The following is a 4,288-nucleotide window of genomic DNA, read 5'->3' on the forward strand; positions in this document are numbered from 1 at the left end:
CAAAATTACAACTGCCGAGGGCGTCGGCGCCTCGGCCAGACTTACTCCGCCTCCGCACCGCCCTCGCCGCCCTCGCCGCTCCGCCCGGCGTGCGTCTCGCGTCCGACCCGCCGGACGTGCGCGCGCCCTGCGGCGCAGCCGGCCCGGCACCTCGATGCCCGCCGTACCGACCCCGTGACCCCCGGCATCCACCCGGCTCACGCGCTTCCGGCGCGCCCCGGCCGTGGGTGCCCCGGCCGGTGCCCTCGGCTCCCTGCCCGGCCCTCCTCCGAATCCCGCCCGGCGACCGACTCGGCGCCACCCTTGCCGCTCCGACGGGCAGTGGCTCCGCGTCCGGCCCGACCCGCCGCAGGTACCCGCCCGACGTGCGGCGCAGCCCGTCCGGCGCCCCGCAGCCCGATCCCACGGCCCCGCTCCGCCGGAGTGCGTCCGCAAGAAAATCCTGTCCGAATCATTGACGCGCTCCCGGGCCCTCCGTAACTTGTGCCAGCAAGCGCTTACTTGAAACGATTCATGAACATGGCGGCGACGTCGCGGGGAGGGCCCGACTGTGGGAACCAGCAGGAATGTCGAGAGGCGTACGATCCTGAAGGCGGCCGGGGCCTCCGCGGCCGCGCTCGGGCTGGCCGCCACTGCGGGGTGCGGTGGCGAGAGCGGTTCCGGGGACGGGACGGTGACGATCCGTTACTCCTGGTGGGGTGCCGAGGAGCGGGCGAAAAGGATCAACCAGAGCATCGCGCTCTTCGAGAAGAAGTACCCGAAGATCAAGGTCAAGACCGACTTCCAGACGTATCAGTCGTTCTGGGAGAAGTTCCAGACGCAGGCCGCCGGAGGAAATCCGCCGGACGTTTTCCAGAATGCCGTCGGCTTTCTTCGGAAGTACGACAAGAGAGGCATTCTCCTCGACCTCAAGTCCCAGGTCGACGCGGGCAATCTGAGCCTCGATCACTTCCGTGCGGGTGTCACCAAGGTGGGCGAGGTCGACGGCAAGCAGCTCGGCGTCCCGGTCGGCTCCAACACCATGGCGCTGGTCATCGACAAGAAGGTCTTCGAGAAGGCGGGCGTCGAGCCGCGGGCCGGCTGGACCTGGGACGAGTACTTCAAGGCCCTGAAGACCATCCACGACAGGACCAAGGTCCCCGGGGACACCGGCTACTTCAGCATCATGTACCTCTACGACCTCTACCTCCGGCAGAACGGCAAGGCGTTCTTCACCAAGGACGGGCTCGGCTTCGACAAGGCCGACCTGACGGAGTGGTGGCAGGACGGCTACAACCGCGTCAAGGCCGGGATCGTCACCGACCCGAAGGTCGTCCAGCAGGACATGCCCAAGTCCTCACTCTCCGCAGGCCACGGCGCCTCGGAGTTCACCTGGGACAACTTCACCGTCCGCTACTCGGCGGAGGGCAGCAGCACCTATGGCCTGGCGCCGATACCCACCACGGACGGCAAGCACACGGGCCAGTACCTGGCCTCGTTGATGCTGAGCGCCTCGGCCCGCACCGCGCACCCCAAGGAAGTCGCCCAGTTCATCGACTTCATGGTCCACGACCCCGCGGTCGGCAGGATCATGGGCTACGACCGCGGCATCCTCGCCGGCACCGAGCAGTACGCGGCCTTCAGGCCGGCGGACGCCGTGAGCAAGGAGATCGCGCAGTACGAGGCCGACACCGCCAAGTCCGGCGTCCTCGGCACGATCACCCCGCACCCCTCCGGCGCCGACACCGTCGAGGCCTCCTTCCTGCGCCTGGGCGGCGACCTCGGACAGGGCAAGACCAAGGTGGCGGACGCGGTGAAGCAGTTCTTCACCGAGGCCGAGGCCGCCTTCCAGGCCTGATGGGAACTCCCGTGACGCTCGTCGACGACTCCGCTGCCGCCACCCACGAGGCACGCCCCGCCGCCCCCGCCACCGCGCGGCGGCGGGGGCGCCGGGAGAACCTGGCCGGCTACCTCTTCATGTCCCCGTGGATCGCCGGCTTCCTGCTGCTGACCGCGGGACCCATGGTCGCCTCGCTGTACTTCGCGTTCACCGACTACAACCTCTTCAACACGCCCAGGTGGGTCGGGTTCGACAACTTCACCCGTATGTTCGACGACCCGCGGTGGCAGAAGTCGGTCCAGGTCACGGCCGAGTACGTGGTCATCGGCACCCCGCTGAAACTGCTGCTCGCCCTCGGCGTCGCGCTGCTGCTCGCCCAGAGCCGGCGCGGTCAGGCCTTCTACCGGGCCGCGTTCTACGCGCCCTCGCTCATCGGCGCGAGCGTCTCCGTCGGCTTCGTATGGCGGTCGATCTTCTCCGACGACGCCATCGTGGACCGTACGCAGTCCTTGGTCGGCTTCCACGTCGGCGGCTGGGTGGGCAACGCCGACTGGGTCCTCTACTCCCTGGTGGCGCTGACCGTCTGGCAGTTCGGCGCGCCCATGGTCATCTTCCTGGCGGGCCTCAAGCAGGTGCCCGGGGAGCTCTACGAGGCAGCCGAGATGGACGGCGCCGGGCCCTTCCGGAAGTTCTGGAACATCACCCTGCCGATGATCTCCCCGGTGCTGTTCTTCAACGTGCTCCTGGAGACCATCCACTCCTTCCAGATCTTCGGCTCGGCCTACGTCGTCTCCAACACGTACTGCGGTCCGGCCGACGCCACGCTCGTCTACACCTGCTACCTGTACCAGCAGGGCTTCAAGAACTCCCAGATGGGTTTCGCCGCCGCGATGGCCTGGATGCTGCTGCTCGCCGTGGCCCTGGTGACGGCCGTCCTCTTCTGGTCCCAGAAGAAGTGGGTGCACTACGAGGAGGACGCCCGATGAGTTCCCCCAAGCTCTCGTCGCCGCTCGAGCAGGGCGTACCCCCGTCCACCACGAAACCCCTGGGTCCGGGGCGAGGGCGCAGCGGTTCGCTCGCCTGGCACCTCGGGGCCCTGGCCGTCCTCGCGGTGATCCTCTACCCGGTCGTCTGGGTGATCGGTGCCTCGTTCAAGCCCGGCAAGGACATCATCAACAGCCTCCAACTGTTCCCCGGCCATCCGATCCTCGACAACTTCAGGGGCCTCGCCGACGGCATTGCCGACATCTCGATCTGGACGTTCTTCCAGAACTCGCTCTTCTACGCGGCCGGTTCCGTCGTCGGCATCCTGAGCTCCTGCTCGCTGACGGCATACGCCTTCGCCCGCATCAGGTTCGCGGGCCGCAACCTGCTCTTCGGCCTGATGATCGGCACGCTCCTGCTCCCGTACCACGTGCTGCTGATCCCGCAGTACGTGATGTTCCAGAAGCTGCACTGGATCAACACCTACGTCCCACTGCTGATCGGCAAGTACCTCGCCACGGAGGCCTTCTTCGTCTTCCTCATGGTGCAGTTCATGCGCAACCTGCCCCGCGAACTGGACGAGGCCGCCCGTCTCGACGGCTGCGGTCACCTGCGGATCTACTGGTCGATCATGCTGCCGCTGTGCCGGCCGGCGCTCATCACCAGTGCCATCTTCACCTTCATCAGCGCCTGGAACGACTTCATGGGCCCGCTGATCTACCTCAACGAGCCCGGCAAGTACACCGTCTCCCTCGGTCTGATGATGTTCCGCGACTCCGACGGCGTGGCCGCCAACTACGGCGGCATGATCGCCATGTCGCTGGTCGCGCTGCTGCCGGTGCTGCTCTTCTTCCTCGCCTTCCAGCGGTATCTCATAGACGGCATGGCGACCTCCGGACTGAAGGGCTGAGACCGTGGCCGACGTACGGGTGAAGTCGCGCCGGGAGTCCGTGCTCGCCCATGGGGTCTCCCCTGCACGTGCGGATCCGAGTGCTTGGGAAAGGTTCGGGGTCTTCGCCGAGTGCCTGCTCACCGGTGTGTGGATCGCGGTGGCCTCCCTGGGAGTCGTCACCTACCCGGCCGCCCTCGCCGCCGGAGCCCGGCACCTCCGGCGCCGTACGGCCCACGAGGGCGGCGGCCTGCGGGAGTTCGTCTCGGACTTCCGGGCCGCCGTGCGCGGCGGCTGGGTCGCGGGACTCGCCGGGTGGGCCGCCGCGGCCGTGGCCTGGGTGGACGTCCGGGCCGTGCGCGCCGGGCTGCCGGGCGGGCCGGTCGTCGGCGCCGTGGGCCTGTTCGCGCTGATCGGTCTCGCCGTCGCCGGGCTGCGCGCGGCCACGGTCTGGATGCCGGGCGACACCTGGCGTGCGCTGCTCGTGGCCGCGGGCCGCCGCACGGTGCTCGACCCCCCCGGGTCCCACCTGCGCGTCGGGGGAGCGGGCCACGGCGGCGGCGCCGCCCTCCTCAGCGCGCCCCTCGCGGTCCCCG

At 68.8% G+C, this 4,288-nt stretch carries 4 protein-coding genes; all 4 read left to right on the forward strand.

All coding sequences use genetic code 11. The features are described 5' to 3' along the window. Nucleotides 1-550 precede the first annotated feature (550 nt). Nucleotides 551-1,837, forward strand: a complete 1,287-nt coding sequence (locus tag ACFW2E_RS42500; RefSeq protein ID WP_384476213.1) for an ABC transporter substrate-binding protein — start codon at nucleotides 551-553, stop codon at nucleotides 1,835-1,837. After that, complete coding sequence (locus ACFW2E_RS42505) at nucleotides 1,837-2,805, forward strand: carbohydrate ABC transporter permease (RefSeq protein ID WP_384476216.1); 969 nt, start codon at nucleotides 1,837-1,839, stop codon at nucleotides 2,803-2,805. The genes ACFW2E_RS42500 and ACFW2E_RS42505 overlap by 1 nt, the downstream gene beginning before the upstream one ends. Then, a complete protein-coding gene (locus ACFW2E_RS42510) occupies nucleotides 2,802-3,713 on the forward strand; it encodes a carbohydrate ABC transporter permease (RefSeq protein WP_384476219.1) in 912 nt (303 codons plus the stop codon). The genes ACFW2E_RS42505 and ACFW2E_RS42510 overlap by 4 nt, the downstream gene beginning before the upstream one ends. Before the next feature lie 4 nt (nucleotides 3,714-3,717). Then, nucleotides 3,718-4,288: hypothetical protein (locus ACFW2E_RS42515; protein WP_384476222.1), on the forward strand; the 571-nt coding region annotated here is incomplete at its 3' end.

This window comes from Streptomyces sp. NPDC058964, from assembly GCF_042741275.1.
GTDB lineage: Bacteria > Actinomycetota > Actinomycetes > Streptomycetales > Streptomycetaceae > Streptomyces.

Bases quoted from the DNA above. Each gene is read 5' to 3' on its own strand.
- ACFW2E_RS42505 (WP_384476216.1), top strand. From the start codon at position 1,837: ATGGGAACTCCCGTGACGCTCGTCGACGACTCCGCTGCCGCCACCCAC.
- ACFW2E_RS42510 (WP_384476219.1), top strand. From the start codon at position 2,802: ATGAGTTCCCCCAAGCTCTCGTCGCCGCTCGAGCAGGGCGTACCCCCG.